We start from the raw sequence: 21,117 nt of genomic DNA, 5'->3' as shown, positions 1-21,117 counted from the left end.
CGGAGGCGTGGACGTCGAACTCCGTCATCTCCGGGCGTTCGCCGCCGTCGCGCGGCAGCGGTCGTTCACCCGCGCGGCGGAGCAACTCCTGATCACCCAGCCGGCGTTGACGCGCACGGTCCAGCAACTCGAGGCGGCACTCCAGGTGCGACTGCTCGACAGGACCTCGCGCCGGTTCGAGCTCACCGAAGCCGGGCAGGAGTTCCTGATCCGTGCCGAGCGGGTGCTCGCCGAGATGGACGAGGCTCTGGCGGCCGTGCGCGGACAGGTCACCGTCCGCCTCGGGTTCAGCTGGCTGCTGCCCGATCCATGGGCCCAGCACGCGGTGAGCATGTTCGAACAGGCCACGGGCAACACCGTCTCGCTGGTCCGCTGCGACGACCCGCTTTCCTGCCTCCGGCAGCACACGATCGACGTCGCGCTCGTTCGCGGCGACATCGCCCCGTCACCGATCCGCGTGGTGCACCTGTTCGACGAGAAACGGGTCGCGGTGTGCTCGGAACACTCCGAACTGGCCGACCGGGAACAGTTGGCCTGGAGCGACGTGACCAAGTGGCCGCTCGTGGTCAACACCCTCAGCGGCACGACCGGACCCTGGACGTGGGCGCCGGGGGAGGGACCGGCTCGCATCATCGAGACCGCGAACTTCGACGAATGGCTGGAGTCGGTGGCCGCGGACCGCGGGATCGGCGTGGTCCCCGACGTCGCGAGGCGGCGTCACATTCACTCGGCCGTCAGGTTCGTCCCGCTGGTCGGCGCGCCACCGGTCCCTGTTTCCCTCGTATTCATGCCGCACGTGCAGGAGGCATTGATGCGGAAGTTCGTCGAAGCCGCCGTTGCCGCGACCAGTTCCTGAACTGCTGACCGAAAGCGGCGAGCGCCCGGAAATTCCGTAGCCCGACGTCCATGCCTGCGGAGCATGGATGCGCTACGCCAGGCATTTAACAAGGCGCCGTGCCGCGCTTACGTTCGATGACGAGCCGACAAGGGAGAACTCGTCGTCATGATCCGCGTCGTGAGCGCAAGGCGAGCAATGTGCTCGGAAGCATCGTCGTCCCCGTGGCCGATCGTCGGGCAGGGCGCGGCGGCGCTCGCGGCGAGCATGGGGATCGGCAGGTTCGTCTACACCCCGATGCTGCCCCTGATGCAAGCGCAGACGAGCCTGTCCCCGCAGTGGGGGTCGGCGCTGGCGACGGCGAACTACGTCGGCTATCTCGCCGGGGCGTCGGCCGGAATCCTCGTCCCGGCGTTGGTGCGCTCGGCGGTGGCCCTGCGCACGTCGCTGATCGTGCTGGTCGCGACCTTGGCGCTGATGCCGGTCACGCAGAACGACGCAGTGTGGGCCGTGCTGCGGCTGACCGCGGGCGCCACCAGCGCGCTCGTGTTCGTCATCGCCGTCAGTGCCGTGCACCGTCACCTGCGTGATCACGGTTCGCACCTGACCGGATGGGCGTTCGGCGGCATCGGCACCGGCATCGCCCTGTCCGGGATCCTGGTGCTCCTCCTCCGGTCGGTGGCCACCTGGCGGGCGGCCTGGTGGGCGTCGGCGGCTCTCGCGCTCGTCCTCGCGGCAGGCGCCTGGGCGCTGCAACCGGATCCGGAACCGGAGGGCGCGGCCGGAGTCGGCCGGGCCGGGCCGGGGACGGACACCTGGTTCTGGGCGCTGTTCGCCGGCTACACGCTGGAAGGTGTCGGCTACATCATCGCCGGGACGTTCCTGGTGGCGGCGATGGACCAGAACGCCTCCGGCTCGACCGGCAGCGGTGCGTGGGTTCTGGTCGGGCTCGCCGCCCTGCCGTCCTGCGCCCTGTGGGCGCGGCTGGGCAAGCGGTGGCCGGCATCGGCGCTGCTGCCGGTCGCGCTGGTGATCCAGGCTCTCGGCATCGCTCTGCCCGCTGTCTCCGGGGGCATCGGACCAGCGGTGGTGTCAGCTCTGCTGTTCGGTGCGACGTTCGTTGGCGTCACCTCGATGGCACTCGGGATCGGCGCGCACCTGCGGTTCCCGCGTGCGGTGGCCTTGTTGACCACCGGGTACGGGGCCGGGCAGATCGCCGGCCCGCTGGTCGTCACCCCGTTGTTGAGCCATGGCTACCAGCAGCCTCTGCTGGTCGGCGCCGCCGCTGTCCTCGCCGCCGCCCTCGCCTCCGCGGCACTGCGATTCCGATTCCCGCGCCGGCCGGATCGCGTGGCGGAAATCTCTCGATAACCACTCCGCACGACAACCAGAGAACACGAAGGGGAACAGACCGTGGGAAACCTCCAGGGACAGCAGGTCGCCATCATCACCGGCGCCTCGCAGGGTATCGGCGCCGACCTGGTCAGCGCCTACCGGAAGCTGGGCTACGGCGTGGTCGCGAACTCACGCTCGATCGCGCCGTCCGAGGACCCGGACATCGTGAGTGTCCAGGGCGACATCGCCGACGCAGATACTGCGCAGCGGGTGATCGGAGAGGCACTGAGCAGGTTCGGCCGCGTTGACACACTGGTCAACAACGCCGGCCTCTTCATCGCGAAGCCTTTCACCGAGTACACGGAGGAGGACTTCGCCGCGGTGGTGCGGGTGAACCTGGCCGGGTTCTTCCGCATCACGCAAGGAGCCGTGGAACTCATGGAGAGCCAGGGAACAGGGCACATCGTCAACATCACGACGAGCCTGGTCGACCACGCCAACTCGAACGTGCCGTCCGTGCTCGCCTCGCTGACGAAGGGCGGCCTGGGCGCCGCCACGAAGTCGCTGGCCATCGAGTACGCGACGCGCGGCATCCGCGTGAACGCCGTGTCTCCGGGAATCATCAAGACCCCGATGCACCCGGTCGAGACCCACGAGGCCCTCGCCGGACTGCACCCCGTGGGCCACATGGGCGAGACCAGCGACGTCGTCGACGCCGTCGTCTATCTCGAGTCGGCGCCCTTCGTGACCGGAGAAGTCCTGCACGTCGACGGCGGCCAGAGCGCCGGTCACTGACCCGCGCAACATCTCGGAGAGGAGCAGGAAGAAATGCCGGTCGTGACCATCCAGGTGACCCGAGAGGGAACCACTCCTGACGCGCACTCGGTGACCGCCGAGGAGAAGGCCGCGCTCATCAGCGGAGTCAGCGCGCTGCTGCTCGACGTGCTGAACAAACCGGTCGACTCCACCTTCGTCATCATCGACGAGGTCGAGACCGAGAACTGGGGCTGGGGCGGCCTGCCGGTGGAGCAGTTCCGTGAGCAACTGCGTGCGCGTCAGGCCGAATGACCAGCAAGAGGTCCGACGCCGGTTCGACCGGTTGCCGGAGACCGCGACGGCCGGTGCGGACTGCAGCCGCACCGGCCGTCGTGCGTCCCGGGGTCGTTCACGTTCGTACACAGGTTCCCGGGAACGCCCCCGGCACCGGATCTCCCCGCCCTACCGTCGCCGCGAGATCTCGCGCACGGGAGGACACCATGGCCGAGCCCGCCCTCGAACCGCTGCCCGACGCACCCCGGCACGTGCTCACCGCCGTCGAGTTCGACGTGCTGTGGGAGCGGCTCCGGCTCGGCCCCACGCCCGTCGTCCTGCGCCTGGAGTCGCCGGGCCGCACCCGTGCCGGGCGGCGGGAGCTCCAGGCGGCGGGCTGGCAGGCGCTGCGCCGGCGCGGGCTCGCCGGGCCGTCCGGACCGGACCCCGGGCTCACCCGGCTGCTGCACCTCCTGGCCCGCCCCGCCGAACAGCTGGAGCTGCGGGGGCGGTGGCAGCACAGGGTGCGGGCCGTGGCCGCAGGCGGCCCCGACGCGTGCGTGCTGGCGGTCCGCCAGGACGCCACCGTCACCCTGGGAGCGCACGGCTCGCTGCCGGTCGCGCTGCTGCGCGCGCTCCCCCACGTCCCGCCGGGTCCCGGGCGGGCCGCCACCGTGCCGTCGGCCGTGCTCTCCACCGCCGCGCCGGGCCTCGGACTGCGGACGGCGCTCCTCGCCGGGAAGGTCGCTCCGGCCGATGCCGGCCTCCTGGCCCGCATGGTCACCGGCATCGACGCGGGCGCGCAGATCGTCGCCCTCAGCGCCGACCGCTGGGGCGTGCTCCGCCGCGCGGGCGGTGTACTCGCGATCCTCGACGGACCCCGCGGCCGCTACCTCGTGACGCGCTCCACGGGCGAGGACGGCGTCGAGTGGACCACGGTTGCGCCCACCGACCCCCGCAGGCTGGGGCACCGGGTGTCGGAGCTGCTCGCCGCAGCGCGGGCCGCAGCGGGTAGCCGCTGACGCCCCCGCACGCGGATCGTCAAGATCATGCCCGCTTGTCGGGCATACCTCCGAACGGGTTAACGTACCCGGCACTCACCCCTCGGAGGATCACCATGGCCGTCAGTCGCAGGGCGCTGCTTCTCGGTGGAGGATCGGCAGCACTGGCCGTGGCCACCGGCACCACCACGGCCTTCGCGCAGACCCCTGCACCGGCCCCGCCGCCGGGCGAGCCGGGGGTGACCGGCACGCTCCGGCTGCTCGGCGACACCGCACCGGTCCGGGCCGAGCAGCGTCTCACCCACCTGGGGCTGAGCTGGTCCGGAGAGCCCGACGTCGGGTTGCGGGTGCGGGTCGGGTCGGACTGGCAGGCCGTACCGGTACGGGCGGCGTGCGGTGGGGGGCGCGACGACAGGCCCGGCCGACGGCGCTCCGCGCTGGTGGCCGTCCCCGACACCGGGGAGTACACACTCGACATGGGCACCGACACCCCGGTCCGGGTCGGCGAGATCAACACGATGGCCGAGCCGAAGTCGGCTTCCGGACCTCGGAGCGAGAAGTGGGACGGCGGCCTGGTCTACCGCACCCGCGCCGGGTGGGGTGCCGACGAGGGGCTGCGGTTCAGCGCCGAGGGCACCGAGCTGTTCCCGCCCACCTGGCACCCGGTGCAGACGCTGACCGTGCACCACTCGGCCACCCAGAACAACGACCCCAACCCGGCGAGCACGGTGCGCGGGATCTACTACGACCACACGGTCACGCGCGAGTTCGGTGACCTCGGCTACCACCTGCTGATCGACGAGGCGGGCGCCCTCTACGAGGGCCGCTGGTCGGGGGACGACCCGGTTCCGGTCTTCGGCGACGCGTCCACCCACAAGGCACCGCTGATGGCCAACGCCGCCCACGTCGGCGGCTTCAACGCCGGCAACGTCGGGGTGGTGCTGCTCGGCGACCTCATCGACGTGGAGCCCACGTCCGCGGCGCTGGACACCCTGCTCCAGGTGCTCACGGTGCTCACCCGCGTCTGCCGGCTCGACCCCACGGGCACCACCGACTACGTCAACCCGATCTCCGGTGCCACGGCCACGGTGCCGACCATCTCCGGGCACCAGGACTGGGAAACCACCACGGAGTGCCCGGGCGACAAGCTCCACGCGAAGCTCCCCGAGATCCGCAAGCAGATCGCCGCCGCCCTGGCCTGAGGGTCCACGCGGAGTGGTGCGCCGGAGCGCTCAGCCGTCGAGGTTCCGGGCGCCCGTACCGCGCCCGGCCACCGCCCCGGCGACACCCGCCACCACCGTCACGCCGGCGAGCAGGATCGCCACCAGCCCGAGGCCGCCGACGAGCAACCCGATCACCGCGGACACCGCGCCCACCGCGAGCCCGGTGCGCGCCACCGCCGCCCCCGTGCGGTCGCGGGACACGTAGCGAGCGGCTCCTGCCGTGAGCAGGATCGCGAGCAGCCCGCTGAGGGGTGCGAGCAGAGCGACGGGCGGCAGGAGCAGGTAGGCGGCGTCGTCCACGAGCTGCGCGCCGATCCCGGCGATCAGCACTGCGCCGGCGGGCACGCGGGACGTTGCAGGCAGAGTGGTCATCACTCGATCGTGCGCGGCCGGCCGGGCGCCGGCATCAGGGATCGCCCGGACCGGACCCGGAGCCGGAGCCGCAGGGCATGCGGGAGCGGCCTCGCCCGGGCGGGTGCCCGGGGTAGCTTCAAGATCCCGTTTGCCCCGTCCGCCGGAGCCCGTCGCCCGGCCGCACCAGCAGGAGTCCACCCAGTGCCGTCCGCATCCCGCGTCTTCACGGAGCTCAGCACGTCCCGACGGCCGACCGACACCAGACCGATCATGGGTCGCGCGGTCGTGCTCGGCGCCAGCATGGCGGGCCTGCTGGCGGCGCGGGTGCTGAGCGACCACGCCGAGGAGGTCGTCGTCATCGAGCGCGACGCGGCCGACACCGGGTACGAGCCCCGGCCGGGGGTGCCGCAGGGCAGCCAGGTGCACGCGCTCCTGCCGGCGGGTCAGGTCCAGCTCGAGCGCTGGTTCCCCGGGTTCGCCGAGGAGGCGCTCGCGGCCGGCGCCGTGGTGCCGTCGCCGTCCGGCACCCGGATGTACGTCAACGGCGTGCTGCAGCCGCCCCCGCAGCGGATCGCGGGCTCGGGCATCGCGCTGGTGACGACCCGGCCGTTCCTCGAGGCGATGGTCCGGCGCCGGACCACGGCCATCGCCAACATCCGGATCCTCCACGGGCGCGCCGAGGGCGTGGTCTTCACCGGTGACAGGGCCACGGGAGTGCGGTACCGGCCGACGGGCGAGAGCGCCGACGCCGACGCGACCATCCAGCCTGCGGACCTGGTCGTCGACGCGATGGGCCGGTCGAGCCGCCTCAGCGACTGGCTCGAGGAGAACGGCTGGGTCCGGCCGCCGATGCAGCGGATGCCGATCAAGCTGAACTACGCCACGGCGATGTTCCGCCGCGACGAGCAGATCAGCGACATCAGCGTCGTCGTGTCGCAGACCCGTCCCGCGCCGGACCGGGTGGCCCGGATCGGCGGCATCAACGCCGTCGAGGACAACCGCTGGATCATGTTGATCTCGGGTTACGCGGACGACCGTCCGAGCCGTGATCCCGCCGAGTTCGCCGCCCGGTGCCGCCGGGACTTCCCGTCCGTCTTCGGGTACATCGCCGAGCAGGCCGAGATGCTCGGGGACGTGATCACCTACCACCAGGCCGACAGCAGGCGGCGCGAGTTCCACGAGCTGGAGCGCTTTCCCGCCGGGCTCGTGGCGATCGGGGACGCGGTGGCGTCGTTCAACCCCGTCTACGGGCAGGGGATGACCTCCGCGGCGCTGCATGCGTCCTGCCTGTCGGCGTACCTGCGCGGGGAGCCGCGACTCGACGAGCCGGCACGGGAGTACTTCGACAAGGTGCGGGTGGTCGTCGACGCGGCCTGGCAGGTCTCCACCCTCGCCGACCTCGCGCTGCCCCGCGTCGACGGCCCCTACCCGCCCGGCTACGCGCTGATCTCCAAGCTGGGCGACATGGTGCTCGCGATGTCGGCGGTCGATCCCGAGATCAACCGGCGGATGAGCATGGTCACCACGATGCTCGCGCACCCGAGCACGCTGGCCCGGCCCAGCACGCTGGTGCGGGCCGTGGGCGCCAGGCTGCGCACCGGCCTCCGGAGCCGAGCCTCGGCGAGGTGACGAGCCCGGTCAGTCCAGGTCGCCGTGGCGCATGAGCTGGCGTCCGGCCTCGGTGATCGAGCCCGACAGCGACGGGTACACCGAGAACGTGTGGGCGAGGTCGGCCACGGTGAGGCCGTTCTGCACGGCCAGCGCGATCGGCAGGATCAGCTCGCTCGCCACCGGGGCGACGACCACACCGCCCACCACCACGCCGGTGGCGGGCCGGCAGAAGAGCTTCACGAACCCGCGGCGCAGCCCCTGCATCTTCGCCCGCGGGTTGGTGGACAGCGGCATCATGATCGTGCGAGCTGGCACCTCGCCCGCGTCGATCGCCCGCTGGCTGATCCCGACGGTCGCGATCTCCGGCCGGGTGAACACGGCCGCCGCCACCGTCTTCAGCTTGATCGGCGCCACGCCCTCGCCGAGCGCATGCCACATCGCGATCCGGCCCTGCATCGCGGCCACGGAGGCGAGCATCAGCACCCCGGTGCAGTCGCCCGCCGCGTACACGCCCGGCACCGACGTGCGCGAGACCCGGTCGACGGGGATGAAGCCACCACGCCCCGGCTCGACGCCGATCTTCTCCAGCCCGATGTCGGCGGTGTTGGGCACCGACCCGACGGTCATGAGCGCGTGCGAACCGGTGACGGTGCGGCCGTCGGCGAGGGTGACGACCACGCCGTCCCCGTCGCGTTTCACCGTCTCGGCGCGCGCCTGCGCGAGGATCTCGACGCCCCGCTCGGCGAAGACGTCCTGCAGCACGGCCGCGGCGTCGGCGTCCTCGCCGGGGAGCACGCGGTCGCGGCTGGAGATCAGGGTGACCCGCGCCCCCATCTCCACGTAGGCCGAGACGAACTCCGCGCCCGTCACCCCGGAACCGATGACGATCAGGTGCTCGGGCAGCGCCTCGAGGTCGTAGAGCTGGCGCCAGGTGAGGATGCGCTCGCCGTCGGGGACGGCGTCCGGCAGCACGCGCGGGGTGGCGCCGGTGGCGATGAGGACGACGTCGGCGGGAAGCTCCTCGCGTCCACCATCGGGTGTCCGTGTCTCGACCACGTGGGGCGCCCGCACGGAGGGCTCGTCGGTGAAGACGGCGGTGCCGCGGACGATGCGCACGCCCTCCCGCTCCACGCGGGCCCGCACGTCGGCGGACTGCGCGAGCGCCAGGCGCTTCACCCGGGCGTGCACCGTGGGCAGGTCGACGCCGATGGCCTGCCGGTCGGCGGTGACGCCCAGGTCAGGGGCACGATGCAGGTCGACTCTGATGCCCGCGGACGAGATGAAGGTCTTGGACGGCACGCAGTCGTCGAGAACACACGCACCGCCCATCCCTTCGCGCTCGACGACGGTGACGTCACTGCCGTGCTGGGCCGCCACCAGCGCCGCCTCGTACCCCGCAGGCCCCCCGCCCATGATCACGATGCGCGTCACCGAGGCATGCCTCCTCCTGATGTCCGGTTCCCCCAGAACGGTACGCGGGCGATGGCGCACTACTCTGTGGCGGTGCCGCTGTACGCCGCTTACGGGTCGAACATGGATCCTGCGCAGATGAAGGAGCGTGCCCCGCACTCGCCGATGGCGGGTACCGGGTGGCTCGTCGGCTGGCGGCTCACCTTCGGGGGCGAGGACTACGGCTGGGAGGGCGCGCTCTCCACGGTGGTCGAGGACCCGGAGTCGCAGGTCTTCGTCGTGCTCTACGACGTCTCCGAGCTCGACGCCGACCAGCTCGACCGCTGGGAAGGCGGCGAGCTGGGGCTGCACAAGAAGCTCCGGCTACGGGTGCACACCCTCGACGGCGATGTCCTGGCCTGGATCTACGTGCTCGACGCCTACGAGGGCGGGATGCCCAGCGCCCGCTACCTCGGGGTCATCGCCGACGCCGCCGAACAGGCCGGCGCCCCGGCCGACTACGTCTCGGCGCTGCGCAACCGCCCGAGCGGCAAATCCGTCTGACCCCTCGCGGCGCGCCACGGGCCCGATCAGCGAACGGCACGAGCCGCCGGTTCCCTGGGGACCGGCGGCTCGTGCGGGGCGTCAGGGGGCGGTGAGGGCCGTGAGCGCGGCCTGGATGAGGACGCGGACCCCGAAGGGGAGGGCGCGCTCGTCGAGGTCGAACGTGGGCTGGTGGATGTCGCGCATCGGGCCGTGCCCGGGCCACACCCCGAGCCGGGCCATGGCGCCGGGAGCGTGCTCCAGGTACCAGGCGAAGTCCTCGCCACCACTGCTCTGCTCGGTGCTGGTGGCGGCGTCGGCACCCCGGACGGCGATGGCGGCGTCGGCCAGCATGCCCGCGCTGACCGCCTCGTTGACCACGGGCGGCACGCCGCGGATGTGCTCGAGCACGTAGCCGGTGCCGGTGGGGGCGAGCAGCGCCGAGACCAGCGAGCGGATCTTGGCCTCCAGCTCCCCCCACGTGTGGTGGTCGGCGGTGCGCAGGGTGCCCCGCAGGACGCCGTGCTGCGGGATGGCGTTGGCCGCCTCCCCCGCGTGCACGGCACCCCAGACGAGGACGGTGCCCGAGCGCGGGTCGACCTGGCGGGTGAGGAGCAGCGGCAGTTGGGTGATGAGCAGGCCGAGGGCCTCGACGAGGTCGGCCGTGAGGTGCGGGCGTGAGGTGTGGCCGCCGGGAGAGGTGAGCCGGACCTCGAGGACGTCGCACGCCGACGTGATGGGCCCGACCCGGGTGCCGACCTTGCCGACCTCGAGACGGGGGTCGCAGTGCAGGGCGAAGACGCGGTCGACACCCTCCATGACGCCGTCGGCGACCATGTCGATCGCGCCGCCGGGCTGAACCTCCTCGGCGGGCTGGAAGATGAGCCGCACCCGGCCGGGCAGCGCAGGCGCGGAGGCCAGCGCGAGACCGGCCCCGAGGAGCATGGCGGTGTGCGCGTCGTGCCCGCAGGCGTGCATCACGCCGTCGACGGTGGAGCCGAACGGGAGGCCCGTGTCCTCCTTGAGGGGAAGTGCGTCGAGGTCTGCGCGGAGGGCGACGCAGCGGTCGCCGTATCCGATGTCGCAGACGAGGCCGGTGCCGCCGGGCAGGGTGCGGGGCTCGAGCCCCGCGGCCATCAGCCGCCGTGCCACCAGTTCGGTGGTGCGGTGCTCGGCGCGTCCGAGCTCCGGTACGGCGTGGATGGCGCGTCGCCAGGCGACCACGTCGGTTCGGTGTGCCGCCAGCCAGGAGTCGAGCCATGGCGGGCCACTGCCCGCACCCATATCATTCACGGCCAGCTCCGCAGGCGGCACGAGGTCGTTGTGCGCCTCCAGCAAGGTCACCGCACACCACCGCGTGCAGCGGTCCCCCGAGGACCGGTCGCAGCGCGCAACGTCAGCGGTGCGCGCATTGAGGCTGCTCTGTCGTGCATCTAGCCATCGTGCTCACCCGGACGGCGGTGTTCCAACCGGAAACGCATCAGGGGCCGGAATCCGCGCCGAGGGGTTGCGGATCTGCTGCGGGCGGGCACGCGGACTGTGACGAACGGTCGCCGGAAGCTGAGGCGAACGGGGGTTGACACCGCTCGTCGCCGCTCGTCGAACGCCCATGCGGCACGCAGTGTCGCCATGCTGGACCTCTCAACAACCACCCACACCCACAGGGGTCAACTCCCCCCTTCGGGAGCAACCCGGGAGCGATCCCGGTGCGTACGCGGGGGGCGCCAGCGCCGCTCCTGCGCGGGCCGGGGAGAATGGGTACGTGTCGCAGGACAGCCCGGAGGGCCAGCACGTGCGCCTGATCGGCGGCCGGTACCGGCTGTCCGATCTCCTCGGCAGCGGCGCCATGGGCACCGTCTGGGCGGGTTACGACGAGGTGCTGCAGCGCCGGGTGGCGGTCAAGGAGCTGAAGGTCCCGCCGGGTGTTCCCGAGCAGGAGGCGGCGGAGGCACGCGAGCGCATCATGCGTGAGGCGCGGGCCCTCGGCGGCCTGTCGCACCCGAACATCATCACCGTGTTCGACGTGGTCGACGTCGACGGCGCACCGGTGGTCGTCCTCGAGCTGGTGCCGTCCCGCAACCTGGCGACGATGATCGGCGAGCAGGGCACGCTGACGCTGCAGCAGTCGGCGGTGGTCGGCTTCGCGACGGCGGGCGGCCTGCGGGCAGCGCACCGCAGCGGGATCACGCACCGGGACGTCAAGCCGGGCAACGTGCTCGTGGCCGACGACGGCCGCGTGAAGCTCACCGACTTCGGCATCGCCCGCAACATCGCCGACGCCCCCATGACGAGCGTGGGGCTCGTCCTCGGCTCCCCCGCCTACATCGCGCCGGAGGTGGCGGCAGGCCAGCCGGTGACGCCGGCGGCGGACCTGTGGGGGCTGGGCGCCACGCTCTTTGCGGCTCTGGAGGGGCGCCCGCCCTACGACGTGCACGGCGACCCGGTGTCCACGATCACCGAGGTGGTGGACGGCGAGGTCCCGCGGCCGCGCACGTCGAGCGCGGTGGCCGACGTGATCATGGCGCTGATGGTCAAGGACCCCGACGCGCGGATGCCGCTCGACGAGGTCCGCCACCGGCTGCGGCCGCTCATCGACGACCCGGACGACCCGCTCTACCCCGGCTCCCCGGACGCGCCCACCATCGGGGCGGGTCTCCCCGTTCCGACCGCCGCGGAGCGCGCCGAGTTCAGCGCCGGTCGCCCGGCTCCCCTGCCGCCTGCGCCGACCGGCGCGCGCCACCTCGTGGAGCCGGCCCCGCTGGCGACGTCGCCGGGCCCCCTGCCGCCGGCCCGCACCCGCCAGCCCGCCCCGGTCCGGCCGGTGGCCGCCACGGCCTCCCGGCGCCACTCGGCCGCCGCCCCGCCCGTGACGGGCATGGCCGCGGTCGGGCTGGTGGTCGCGGGAGCGGCGGTCGTGGTGGCCGGTGCGATCGGCGGGTGGACCGCCACGCGGCTGCTGGCCGGGCAGTCCCCGTTCACCACCGCCACCGTCTCGTCGGCCGACACCGCACCGTGAGCAGGCCCGACCGGCACCTGGGGAACACCTCCGGCTCCGCCCTCGCCACCGCCTGAGGTCACCGTCGGTCGATAGGGTCGGCTCATGAGCGCCGAGGTCTCCCCAGCACCCGCCGTCGCCGCCGCAGCGGCCATCGCCGCAGCCACCGGAGTGGACAAGCACGACGTGGCTGTGGTGCTCGGGTCGGGCTGGCGGCCTGCCGCCGACATCATCGGCGACCCCGCCCACGAGATCGCGATGGCCGATCTGCCGGGCTTCGTCACCCCCGCCGTCGCCGGGCACGGCGGCACGATCCGCTCGGTACCCGTCGGAGAGCACCGGGCGCTCGTCCTGCTCGGCCGCACGCACCTCTACGAGGGCCACGGCGCCGACCCGGTCGCCCACGGCGTCCGCACGGCCGCGGCGGCCGGCTGCCGCACCGTGGTGCTCACCAACGCGGCGGGCGGCATCCGGGAGGGCATGTGGGTCGGTGAGCCCGTGCTGATCTCCGACCACCTGAACCTGACCGGTCGCTCGTCACTGGTGGGCCCGCGGTTCACGGATCTGACCGACCTCTACTCGCCACGGCTGCGTGCGCTCGCCCGCGAGATCGACCCGTCGCTGTCCGAGGGTGTCTACGCCGGTCTGCCCGGCCCGCACTTCGAGACACCTGCCGAGATCCGGATGCTGCGCGGGCTGGGTGCCGACCTCGTCGGGATGTCCACGGTGCTGGAGGCGATCGCGGCGCGCGCCGAGGGCGTCGAGGTGTTCGGGCTGTCGCTCGTCACCAACCTGGCCGCCGGGATGACCGGCGAGCCGCTCGACCACCACGAGGTGCTGGCCGCGGGTGCGGCGTCGGCAGGCCGGATGGGTGCCCTGTTGCGCGACCTCATCGCCCGCTCGTGACCCTGCCGCCCGACCTGCGTGACGCGGCCACGCGCTGGATCGCCGACGACCCCGACCCCCTGACGCGCACGGAGCTGCAGCAGGTGCTGGCCGCGGCCATGGTCGGCACCCCGGGTGCGGTGGACGACCTGCGCGACCGGATGGCGGGGATGCTGCGCTTCGGCACCGCCGGGCTGCGCGGCCCGGTGCGGGCGGGGCCGGCCGGGATGAACGTGGCCGTGGTCCGCCGGACCACCGCCGGGCTGGCCGCGTGGCTGGCCCGCCGGGGTGACCCGGGGCCGGTGGTGGTCGGCCGCGACGCGCGGCACGGGTCGGAGGCGTTCGCCACCGCGGCGGCGGAGGTGCTGGCCGGCGCGGGGTTCCGGGTGCTGACCCTGCCCGCGCCGTTGCCCACGCCGGTGCTGGCGTTCGCCGTCCGCGAGCTCGGCGCCGTGGCCGGCGTGCAGATCACGGCATCGCACAACCCGCCTGCGGACAACGGCTACAAGGTCTACCTGGCCGACGGCGCGCAGCTCGCGCCCCCGTCGGACGCAGAGATCGAGGCGGCGATCCGCGCGGCTCCGGCCGCCGTGTCCGTCCCGACCGCCGCCACCGCCACGACCGTGGACGTCACGGAGGCCTACCTGGACCGCGCCGGTCGGCTGCCGCGCGGCACGGCCCGGCAGCTGCGGGTGGCGCTCACGCCGATGCACGGGGTGGGCGGAGCCACCGCGGTGCACGCGCTGCACCGGGCGGGGTTCACCGACGTCCACGTCGTCACCGCGCAGGCCACTCCCGATCCCGACTTCCCGACGGTCTCCTTCCCCAACCCGGAGGAGCCGGGGGCCACCGACGCGCTGCTCGCGCTCGCCGCCGAGGTGGACGCCGATCTGGCGATCGCCCTGGACCCGGACGCCGACCGGTGTGCGCTGGCCGTGCCGGACGCCGGGGGCGGCTGGCGGATGCTCACCGGCGACGAGACCGGCGTGCTGCTGGGCGACCACCTGCTGCGGTCGGGCGCCGCCCGCGGTATGCCCTACGACGACCCGCTGGTGGCCACCACGATCGTCTCCTCGTCGATGCTCCGGCCGCTCGCGGCCGCCTACGGGGCGCGGTACGCCGAGACCCTGACCGGCTTCAAGTGGATCGTCCGGGGCGGCCCGGGGCTGGTGTACGGCTACGAGGAGGCGCTCGGCTACTGCGTCGACCCCGACGCGGTGCGCGACAAGGACGGCATCGCAGCCGCGGTGCTGGCCTGCGACCTCGCGGCGGGGCTGAAGGCAGCGGGCCAGGGACCGGCCGACCGGCTCGACGAGCTGGCCGTCGCGCACGGGGTGCACCGCACCGAGGGGGTGTCGGTGCGCCGGGACCCGGCAGCCCGCGACGCCCTCGTCGAGCGGCTCCGGTCCGGGACGCCGGCAGGGTGGTCGGCGCAGCGGCCCACCCCCGACGTCCTCGTCCTGCGGCGCCACGGCGAGCGGCTGGTGATCCGCCCGTCGGGCACCGAACCGAAGGTCAAGGCCTACCTCGAGGTGGTCGAGCCGGTACCGCACGCCGCAGCGCTGGCCGAGGCGAAAGCCGCCGCTCGCAGGCGCCTCGACGCCCTGCGCGCCGAGGTCCACGAACTGCTGGAGGGCTGACGGGGCGGCTCGGCTAGCCTGCGCCGATGGTTCGGCCCAAGGTCCACGACGAGGCGCTGCGGGACCGGCTGCTGCGGCACGCGCTGGAGCGCGTGTCGGCCGACGGGATGCCGGCGTTGAGCCTGCGCGCCCTCGCCGCCGAATGCGACACGTCCACCACCGCCGTCTACTCGCTGTTCGGCGGGAAGGCCGGGCTGCTGACCGCCCTGTTCGACGAGGCGCTGCGCCGGTTCCGCGCTCACCTGGCCGTCCCGCCGGGCAACGACACCCTCGACGACCTGGTCCAGCTGGCGCTCGCCTACCGGCAGGGTGCGCTCGCGCAGCCCCACCTGTTCGAGGTGGTGTTCGACGGCGACCCGCAGGAGCTCGCGAGCGGTGCCGCACTAGCCCCGTTACGCGAGTTCGTGCAGCGGGCCGTCGAGGACGACGCGGTGCGGCCCGACCTCGACCCGGCCACCGCCGCCCTCGCACTCTGGGCCACCGTCCACGGCTGGGTGTGCCTGCAGCTGCGCGGCCTGCTCCCGCCGGGCGCGGAGTCCCGGTTCGAGGACGCGCTCCGGTCCGTCACGGCCGGGTGGGCCGCGGCGGCGCCGTAACCGGACGACGGGTCAGACGGCGCCGAACTGGCGGTCGCCCGCGTCCCCCAGGCCGGGGACGATGAACGCGGAGTCGTTGAGCCGCTCGTCGATGCTGGCGGTGATCACCCGTACCGGGAGGCCGCTGCTCCGCAGGTGCTCGACACCCTCGGGCGCGGCCAGCACGCAGATCGCCGTGACGTCGGTGGCGCCCCGCTCGGTGAGGAGCCGGATCGTGTGCGCCATCGAGCCGCCGGTGGCGAGCATCGGGTCGAGCACGAACACCGGGCGCCCCTGCAGCGAGTCCGGCAGCGACTCCATGTACGGGACGGGCTGGTGGGTCTCCTCGTCGCGGGCGAGCCCGACGAACCCCATCTGCGCCTCCGGCATCAACCCGAGCGCGGCGTCCGCCATGCCGAGCCCGGCGCGCAGGACGGGAACCAGCAGCGGCGGGTTGGCCAGCCGGAACCCCAGGGTGCGCGCCACCGGCGTGTGCAGCGGGGCGGAGGCCAGCGGCGCGTCCCGGGTGGCCTCGTAGATCAGCATCAGGGTGAGGTCGCGCAACGCGGCGCGGAAGGTGGGGTTGTCCGTGCGCGCGTCGCGCAGCTCGGAGAGCCGGGCCTTGGCCAGTGGGTGGTCGACGACCTGCACGTCCATGGCGGAGAGGTTAGCGCCGACCGACCGGACGGCACGGGCGTCCGGTCACGGCGCCGGTGCGGCCTGCGCCGCGTCGTAGGCGGCGCGGGCGGCGGCGATCTCGTTCTGGTGGGCCTCGGTCCAGGTGACCAGCGCCTGGATGGTCTCGTGCAGCGTGGAACCGAGGGGTGTGAGCTCGTAGTCCACCCGCGGCGGGACGACGGGGTACACGGTGCGGCGCACCAGCCCGTCGCGCTCGAGCTGGCGCAGGGTGACCGTGAGCATCCGCTGGCTGACGCCGTCGATCTCGCGGCGTAGCTCGGTGAAGCGCAGCCTGCGCCGCTCCAGCAGAGCGATGACCAGCAGCGACCACTTGTCTGCCACCCGGTCGAGGATCTGGCGGACCTCGCAGTCCTCCCGGGTGTCCCACTGGTGGGCGTCCCAGTGCCCCTCGGCGTCCTCGTGCGGTGGTCCGGTATCGCAGCAGTGCGTCGGTGACTTCGAAGTGCCTTCTTCCACGCTTCCCGATGGTGACTCACGATGTGGTCGGTTACAAGACAGAACCGACGAATGGAGCAATTCGGTGCCCGTACCCACGTCCTCGCCCGCGCCGGCCCGGCTCCACGAGCGCATGAGCGGCCGCGCGTGGGGCCTGCTGCTCGTCCTCTGCGGCGCGATCTTCCTCGAGGGCATCGACGTCTCCATGATGGGCGTGGCCCTGCCGTCGATCCGCGCCGAACTGGGCATGTCCACCAGTGCGCTGCAGTGGGTGGTGAGCGCCTACGTGCTCGGCTACGGCGGGTTCGTGCTCCTGGGCGGCCGGGCCGCCGACCTGCTGGGCAGGCGCCGGATGTTCCTCACCTGGCTCGTGGTGTTCGTGGTCTTCTCCGGCCTCGGCGGGCTCGCCACCGAGGCCTGGGTCCTCGTCCTCGCCCGCTTCGTGACCGGGGTGGCCGCGGCGTTCATGGCGCCCGCCGGGCTGTCCATCATCACGACGACGTTCGCCGCGGGCCCGGCCCGCAACCGGGCCGTCCTCGTCTATGCCGGGGCGGGAGCGGGCGGTTTCTCGCTCGGCATGGTGGTCGGCGGGCTGTTGGCCGCCGTGGACTGGCGGTGGGTGTTCTTCGCGCCCGTGCTGATGGCCGCGGCGATCCTGGTGGCCGCGCTGCTGCTCGTTCCGCGGGAGGCACGGCCGGTCCGCGTCTCCGGAGGCTTCGACGTCGCCGGAACGGCCACCCTGACGGGCGCGATGCTGCTGCTCGTGGTCGCGGTGGTGCGGGCGCCCGACGTCGGGACCCTGACGACTGTCGGCACACTCGCGGGCACCCTCGCCCTCTTCGCGGTGTTCGTGCTGGTCGAGCGCCGGTCCGTGGCCCCGCTGGTCCGGCTGGGGATCCTGCGTTCCGCCCCGCTGCTGCGGGCGAACGCGGGTGCGCTGCTGCTCGTCGGCTCGTTCATGGCGTTCCAGTTCACGGTCGTGCTGTACCTGCAGGAGCTGCGCGGCTGGTCGGAGGTCGAGACGGGTCTCGCGCTCGCCGTGGCCGGAATCGACGCCGTGCTCGCGCCGACCCTCACCCCGTGGCTGGTGAACCGCTTCGGCAACGCGAGGGTGGCCGCCGGGGGGCTGGCCCTCGCGGCCGTCGCCTACCTGCTGTTCCTGCCGGTCGGACTCGACTGGGGCTTCGTCGCGATGCTTCCTGCACTGCTCGTCCTCGGCGTCGGGTTCGCGCTCGCGTACGGGCCGCTCACGATCGCCGCCACCGACGGGATCGCCGACCACGAGCAGGGGCTCGCGAGCGGCCTGCTGACGACCTCGTTCCAGTTCGGCGCGGCGGTCGGGCTGGCGGTGGTGGCCGCGGTGATCGTCGGCAACACCGCGGGCGACTCCCCGCAGGCCGTGCTCGACGGGCTCCGGGCCGGCCTGGTCGTCCCGCTCGTCGGCGCGGTGATCGGCGCGGTTCTCACCATGGCCGGGCTGCGCAGGCGGGCGCCGCGAGCAGCCTGACCGGGGTCCCGGGACGGGCGACTCGCGCACGCAGAACGGGCGACTCGCGGGGTAGGAACGGGCGACTCGCGGGTGGGGGTCACGGCACCGGACGGCCCGGGGTCTCGCTCGTCCAGGCCCACCGGCCGTCCGGCTGCCGGGTGGCGCGCATCCGGTCCTCCAGCACCGGGTCGATCTCGTGCTCCCGGCAGCCGGTGGCGGCCCAGCACGACACCACGATCTCCTCGCCGGTGGCGTCGAGCCGCAGGAAGCTCTTGAACTGGGGCACGGCGTTCGAGTCGAACAGCACCGACATCAGGTTGTGCGCGGGCGCCGTCCCCCGTGCGGGCAGCGGGAAGATGAAGTCGGCGGCACGGCGTTCCCTGGCCGGCACGGTGGCCGAGCCCGCCCGCGGCGGCGTGATGCCCACCCGCTCGGCCATCAGCGTGGTCGCGTCGTCCGGGGAGATCACCAACCGGCCGAGCCCGAGGCCGAGGACTCGGTCGTAGCGCCTGCTGAAGTGGGCGAGCGAGTCGCCGCGCAGCGGGTAGCAGCGGAAGTCCTCCTCGTGGACGGCGGGCGCGAGCCGGTCCACGTTGGGGATCTGGTGGGTGGCCGAGAGATAGGCGCCCGAGCCGCCCGCCACGAGGTACAGGATCGTGCGCCCGTCGGGCTGCCGCACGGGGTAGCGCTGGTAGTTGTGGTCGTCCCCGCCGATCGCCGCGACGTAGTTGTTCGCCGGGTCGGTGACGATGTCGTCGACGAACCCGCCGCCCTCGATCGGGCACGGCTGCGCGTGGGCGTAGGTGTAGAGGGGCTTCCCGGTGAGCAGGATCTTGGGGCGGTCGCCCGCCGACACCTCCCGGAGCCAGTCGCCCTGCTCGCGGTCGATGTGGCCGTCGATCCCCACGTCGATGAGCACCAGCCGCACCGGACCGGCGTCGATCGCGCAGTACGGCCCCGGCTGCACCGCCTGCTGCGACTCCTCGTCGCGGTACCAGCGCATCTCGGCGACGTCCTGCGCGGTGGCCTTCGGCGCGTGCCGCCAGAGCAGCCGGCGCACCACCCGCTTCCACCACGGGCCGGGCACGTCGGGCGAGGGCTCCCCCACGTCGGGCGCCACGTCGCAGAAGGTGGTCATGAAGCCGGTGAGCCCGTCGTACCAGTCGTGGTTGCCGGGCAGGCCGTAGAGCGGAGCCCGGTAGCCGGCGTAGGCCCGGTAGAAGCGGTCGCGGTAGGCGCGCACCCCACCGGCCGGGTATACGACGTCGCTGCACACGATGCCGAGGTCGGTGTCCCCCGCCACCCGCTCCAGCACCGGCACCACCACGTACTGCGAGGCGTCCCCCTCGCCCGGGTCGCCGAGCACCGCGACGGAGATGCTGTCGCGGTCGGCGAAGCGGGTGACGAGCCGGTCGCGCGGCGGGGGCGGCGCGCCCGCCGCCTCGGCGTAGGCGTCGAGCCGGCGCAGCCACTCCCGCCGCTGACCGTCGGTGGGATCACCGAGCCGGCGCGCCAGCACGTCGTTGCGCGAGGCGATGAGCGGACCGGGCGACAACCAGCTGAACCGGTTGTCGACGGGTGCGAGGCCGGCGCCGATGCCGGGCTGCCTGCACCCCCAGCCGGCACCCCCGGTGGAGCTGCGGGACGGCTCGCTCCCGAGTTCGGGATGCAGCGCGGTCACCGCGCACCTCCGACGAAACGGACGACCGCATCGGCCAGCGCCGGCCCGGCGTCCTCCTGCAGGAAGTGCCCGGCGCCGGTGATCGTCGGATGCTCGCGGCCTGCCGCGCCCGGCATGGTGCGGCGCAGGATCGGCTCCATGGCCGCCGTGATCGGGTCCCCGTCGCTGAACGCGCACAGGAACGGGATCTCGCCGCGCGACAGCGTCGCCCAGGCCGCGCGGTTGGCCTCCGTCGCCGGGTCGTCGGGCCGGGTCGGCACGAGCAGCGGCATCGCCCGCGGGCCCGCCTTGTAGCTCTCGTCCGGGAACGGCGCGTCGTAGGCCGCGCGGACCTCCGGGGAGAACGGGGTGCGGCAGCCGGCCTGCACCAGGCGGGCGACGTCGAGGCGCTCCGCCTTCTCCACGGCCCGGCGGAACTGCCACCAGACCTCGGGCATGTCGTGGTCGCCGGTGGGCAGTCCGGTGTTCGCGGCCACCACGGCGGCGAACCGGTCGAGGTGCTCGGCCACCAGCCGCAGCCCCAGCAGGCCACCCCAGTCCTGCCCGACGAGCGTGACACCGCGCAGGTCGAGCACGTCGAACACGAGCGACCGCAGCCACTCGACATGGCGGGCGTAGCTGTGGTCGGTCACCTCGGTGGGCTTGTCGGAGCGGCCGAACCCGACGAGGTCGGGGGCCACGGCCCGCAGCCCGGCCGCGGCCAGCACCGGGAGCACCGTCCGGTACAGGAACGACCAGCTCGGCTCGCCGTGCAGCAGCAGGACGGGCGGTCCGTCCGCCGGGCCGGCCTCCACCCAGGCCATCCGCAGCGATCCGCCGTCGGGATCGGGGACGTCGCCGTAGCGGGGAGTGAGAGCGAAGTCGGGGAGGTTGGCGAACCGCTCGCCGGGTGTGCGGAGGCAGCGCATGAGCTGATCTTGACAGTTGCCGCCGTCCCGGCCGACGGCGCTTCGCGGAGCCGGGGCGCTCCGGCGCGAGCCGCTCCGCGGCGGTCCGGCTCCCCGGTACGCGGTGACCGTCCGCCACCCTGGGACGGAGGGTGACCGGCGCCACAGTGACGAGCTGCGTCCGCGGCCCCCGCCCGTTGCCGGCGCCGGTCGAGGCCGGCCGTCACCACATCGGGAGACGAACACCCGACCGCGGCTCGTGGCCAATCACATTCCGCAACCATTCCGGGGTGCACTACTCCATCGTGGACGGGCGTCCAAGGTTCGATGGAGCAGCGGAACACCTGGTCCGGACCATCTCTGGATCATCGTCGGCAGCGGCCCGAGGGGCGAAGTCCGTACCGAGGGTAATGATGACTAAGAGTGCCAAGATCGACACATTGATCCTAGTCAGGGGCGGGTGTACACCGTTTCAACCGCCCTATCACCCACTTGTCGGTACCCACCGTGA

At 73.3% G+C, this 21,117-nt stretch carries 20 protein-coding genes; 13 read left to right on the top strand and 7 right to left on the bottom strand.

From position 1 onward, the window contains the following. Positions 1-7 precede the first annotated feature (7 nt). The 6 genes from HF577_RS38035 to HF577_RS08795 all read left to right on the top strand — a co-directional run bounded on the left by HF577_RS38035 (position 8) and on the right by HF577_RS08795 (position 5,402). Complete coding sequence (locus HF577_RS38035; RefSeq protein ID WP_169395259.1) at positions 8-856, top strand: LysR family transcriptional regulator; 849 nt, start codon at positions 8-10, stop codon at positions 854-856. Positions 857-1,033: 177 nt separating this feature from the next. Further along, positions 1,034-2,206, top strand: coding sequence for a YbfB/YjiJ family MFS transporter (locus tag HF577_RS08815; protein WP_169395258.1), 1,173 nt, complete (start codon positions 1,034-1,036; stop codon positions 2,204-2,206). Positions 2,207-2,248: 42 nt separating this feature from the next. After that, positions 2,249-2,965: an SDR family NAD(P)-dependent oxidoreductase gene (locus HF577_RS08810; protein ID WP_169395257.1), complete on the top strand. Its 717-nt coding sequence runs from the start codon at positions 2,249-2,251 to the stop codon at positions 2,963-2,965. 33 nt (positions 2,966-2,998) lie between these two features. Next, positions 2,999-3,238, top strand: a complete 240-nt coding sequence (locus HF577_RS08805; RefSeq protein WP_169395256.1) for a tautomerase family protein — start codon at positions 2,999-3,001, stop codon at positions 3,236-3,238. Between the two features lie 188 nt (positions 3,239-3,426). Beyond that, the gene (locus tag HF577_RS08800; RefSeq protein ID WP_169395255.1) at positions 3,427-4,221 is read left to right on the top strand and encodes an ESX secretion-associated protein EspG; all 795 of its coding nucleotides are present in this window, start codon (positions 3,427-3,429) and stop codon (positions 4,219-4,221) included. A 95-nt stretch (positions 4,222-4,316) separates the two neighbouring features. After that, on the top strand, positions 4,317-5,402 hold the full coding sequence (locus HF577_RS08795) for a peptidoglycan recognition protein family protein (protein ID WP_169395254.1): 1,086 nt from the start codon (positions 4,317-4,319) through the stop codon (positions 5,400-5,402). A 30-nt stretch (positions 5,403-5,432) separates the two neighbouring features. Here the strand turns inward: HF577_RS08795 and HF577_RS08790 are convergent, their stop codons facing one another. Next, positions 5,433-5,795, bottom strand: coding sequence for a hypothetical protein (locus tag HF577_RS08790; protein WP_169395253.1), 363 nt, complete (start codon positions 5,793-5,795; stop codon positions 5,433-5,435). 252 nt (positions 5,796-6,047) lie between these two features. Between HF577_RS08790 and HF577_RS08785 the strand changes: the two genes are divergently transcribed. Beyond that, complete coding sequence (locus tag HF577_RS08785) at positions 6,048-7,406, top strand: FAD-dependent oxidoreductase (RefSeq protein WP_169395252.1); 1,359 nt, start codon at positions 6,048-6,050, stop codon at positions 7,404-7,406. Positions 7,407-7,415: 9 nt separating this feature from the next. Here the strand turns inward: HF577_RS08785 and HF577_RS08780 are convergent, their stop codons facing one another. Next, entirely contained in the window at positions 7,416-8,819 is a 1,404-nt protein-coding gene (locus HF577_RS08780) for an NAD(P)H-quinone dehydrogenase (protein WP_169395251.1), read from the bottom strand. A 72-nt stretch (positions 8,820-8,891) separates the two neighbouring features. Here HF577_RS08780 and HF577_RS08775 point away from each other — a divergent pair, with 72 nt between their 5' ends. Continuing rightward, positions 8,892-9,341, top strand: coding sequence for a gamma-glutamylcyclotransferase (locus HF577_RS08775; protein WP_169395277.1), 450 nt, complete (start codon positions 8,892-8,894; stop codon positions 9,339-9,341). Positions 9,342-9,422: 81 nt separating this feature from the next. Here the strand turns inward: HF577_RS08775 and HF577_RS08770 are convergent, their stop codons facing one another. Next, positions 9,423-10,604 (bottom strand): amidohydrolase, encoded by a 1,182-nt coding sequence (locus HF577_RS08770; RefSeq protein ID WP_169395276.1) that lies wholly within the window; start codon positions 10,602-10,604, stop codon positions 9,423-9,425. Between the two features lie 478 nt (positions 10,605-11,082). On the opposite strand from HF577_RS08770, the gene HF577_RS08765 reads away from it, so the two are divergent. The 4 genes from HF577_RS08765 to HF577_RS08750 all read left to right on the top strand — a co-directional run bounded on the left by HF577_RS08765 (position 11,083) and on the right by HF577_RS08750 (position 15,436). Further along, complete coding sequence (locus HF577_RS08765) at positions 11,083-12,336, top strand: serine/threonine-protein kinase (RefSeq protein ID WP_312859021.1); 1,254 nt, start codon at positions 11,083-11,085, stop codon at positions 12,334-12,336. 84 nt (positions 12,337-12,420) lie between these two features. Next, positions 12,421-13,221 (top strand): purine-nucleoside phosphorylase, encoded by an 801-nt coding sequence (locus HF577_RS08760; RefSeq protein WP_169395250.1) that lies wholly within the window; start codon positions 12,421-12,423, stop codon positions 13,219-13,221. Further along, a complete protein-coding gene (locus HF577_RS08755; RefSeq protein WP_169395249.1) occupies positions 13,218-14,840 on the top strand; it encodes a phospho-sugar mutase in 1,623 nt (540 codons plus the stop codon). Before HF577_RS08760 ends, HF577_RS08755 begins: the two co-directional genes overlap by 4 nt. A 26-nt stretch (positions 14,841-14,866) precedes the next feature. Then, positions 14,867-15,436: a TetR/AcrR family transcriptional regulator gene (locus tag HF577_RS08750; RefSeq protein ID WP_169395248.1), complete on the top strand. Its 570-nt coding sequence runs from the start codon at positions 14,867-14,869 to the stop codon at positions 15,434-15,436. 12 nt (positions 15,437-15,448) lie between these two features. Here HF577_RS08750 and upp read toward each other — a convergent pair whose 3' ends face one another. After that, the gene (gene upp / locus HF577_RS08745) at positions 15,449-16,072 is read right to left on the bottom strand and encodes a uracil phosphoribosyltransferase (RefSeq protein ID WP_169395247.1); all 624 of its coding nucleotides are present in this window, start codon (positions 16,070-16,072) and stop codon (positions 15,449-15,451) included. A 45-nt stretch (positions 16,073-16,117) separates the two neighbouring features. Further along, the gene (locus HF577_RS08740) at positions 16,118-16,570 is read right to left on the bottom strand and encodes a winged helix-turn-helix transcriptional regulator (protein ID WP_169395246.1); all 453 of its coding nucleotides are present in this window, start codon (positions 16,568-16,570) and stop codon (positions 16,118-16,120) included. 64 nt (positions 16,571-16,634) lie between these two features. Between HF577_RS08740 and HF577_RS08735 the strand changes: the two genes are divergently transcribed. Beyond that, on the top strand, positions 16,635-18,056 hold the full coding sequence (locus HF577_RS08735; RefSeq protein ID WP_407692194.1) for an MFS transporter: 1,422 nt from the start codon (positions 16,635-16,637) through the stop codon (positions 18,054-18,056). Between the two features lie 79 nt (positions 18,057-18,135). Here the strand turns inward: HF577_RS08735 and HF577_RS08730 are convergent, their stop codons facing one another. Next, positions 18,136-19,719, bottom strand: a complete 1,584-nt coding sequence (locus HF577_RS08730) for a metallophosphoesterase family protein (protein ID WP_211173976.1) — start codon at positions 19,717-19,719, stop codon at positions 18,136-18,138. Then, positions 19,716-20,627, bottom strand: coding sequence for a haloalkane dehalogenase (locus tag HF577_RS08725; RefSeq protein ID WP_169395245.1), 912 nt, complete (start codon positions 20,625-20,627; stop codon positions 19,716-19,718). Before HF577_RS08725 ends, HF577_RS08730 begins: the two co-directional genes overlap by 4 nt. Positions 20,628-21,117 lie beyond the last annotated feature (490 nt).

The sequence above is a fragment of the Pseudonocardia xinjiangensis genome (assembly GCF_012911925.1).
Classification (GTDB): Bacteria; Actinomycetota; Actinomycetes; order Mycobacteriales; family Pseudonocardiaceae; genus Pseudonocardia; species Pseudonocardia xinjiangensis.
Note: the sequence above shows the minus strand (reverse complement) of the source record. Positions and strands in the feature narration are given on the sequence as shown.